The sequence below is a fragment of the Streptomyces sp. NPDC004647 genome (assembly GCF_040609575.1).
Taxonomy (GTDB): domain Bacteria; phylum Actinomycetota; class Actinomycetes; order Streptomycetales; family Streptomycetaceae; genus Streptomyces.
This window is the reverse complement of sequence record NZ_JBEXKU010000213.1, coordinates 1-1,436: the sequence shown is the minus strand read 5'-3', so window position 1 is coordinate 1,436 and position 1,436 is coordinate 1. Positions and strand designations below refer to the sequence as shown.

General features: G+C 69.5%; 1 protein-coding gene. It reads right to left on the bottom strand.

Annotation, left to right across the window (positions count from 1 at the left end; all coding sequences use genetic code 11):
- On the bottom strand, positions 1 to 1,436 hold a 1,436-nt coding region (locus ABZW18_RS34750), incomplete at both ends, for a type I polyketide synthase (RefSeq protein ID WP_356195514.1).

The following is a 1,436-nucleotide window of genomic DNA, read 5'->3' as shown; positions in this document are numbered from 1 at the left end:
ACGCCACCCGCGACCAACCCCCACAGATCCTCCGGGCTCTCCACACCCCCCGGATAACGGCAGCTCATCCCGACAATCGCGATCGGATCGTCGTCCGCCGACGCGGCGGTGGCATTGACGGAGACCGTGGCCGGATCCTGCTTCCCCGCCATCTCGCGCGTCAGCTGCTGCGCGAGGGCGGTCGGCGTCGGATAGTCGAAGACCAGCGTCGCCGGCAGTCGCTTTCCCACAGCCTCGCTCAAGCCGTTGCGGAACTCGACCGCGCTGAGGGAGTCGAAGCCCAACTCGCCGAAGGCTTGGTCCGGCTCGATCGCCTCGGGCCCGGAATGGCCGAGCGTCGCCGCCGCCTGGGTACGGACGAGCTCCAGAAACAGAGCCTCGACCTCGTCATCGGCCAGGCCGGCGATGCGTTGCTCCAACGCCGACGTCAAGGCGGACGCCGCGCTTCTACCGGCCGCGGCTGCACGGCGGACTGGTCGGCGTATCAAGGCGCGGAAGAGCTCCGGTACGTCAGATCCGAAGTTGGCCGCGAGTGCCTTGAGGTCGAGCTGAATCGGGACCAGCGCCGGTACGGGGACGGTGGTGGCAGTGTCGAAGAGCGCGAGGCCCTGTTGCGGCGTCAGCGCCCGGAAACCGGTGCGGGTCATGCGCTGCAGGTCGGCCTCGCTCAGCTCGCCCGCCATGCCCGCGGCCTCGTCGGCCCACAGGCCCCAGGCCAGGGACTGCGCAGGCAGGCCCTGGGCACGGCGGTGGGCAGCAAGAGCATCCAGGAATGCGTTCGCGGCGGCGTAATTCCCCTGGCCGGGCGCACCCAAGGTGCCTGCGGCTGAGGAGAAGGTGACGAAGGCGGTGAGGCCGGACCGGTCCGCGGTGAGGTGGTGGAGGTTGAGTGCGGCGTCCACCTTGGGACGCAGAACCGTGTCCATGCGGTCAGGGGTCAGGGAGGTGATCACGCCGTCATCCAGGACACCCGCAGCATGAACCACACCGGTCAGATCCGGAATGCTCTCCAGCACCGTAGCCAGGGCCTGGCGGTCGGCAGCGTCACAAGCCACCACCCGCACCTCCGCACCCAACCCAGCCAGCTCCGCGACCAGGTCGGACGCCCCGGCCGCACCCGATCCGCGGCGGCTGACCAGCACCAGCTTCCGCACCCCGTGCTCGACCACCAAATGACGGGCGAACAGAGCACCCAACGAACCCGTCGCACCCGTGAGCAGCACCGTGCCGGCGCTACCGAAGACCGATCCCGGCACCGAGGATTCAGCAACAGCGGCGACACGCGCCAAGCGCGCCCCGTATGCAGACTTGCCACGCACCGCCACTTGCGGCTCACCCGAGGCCAGCGCCAGGGACACCGCTTCCTCGAGGTCTCCGTCGTCCGTGTCGGCCAGCACGATCCGCAGATCGGGATTCTCCGACTGGGCGGACCGTAC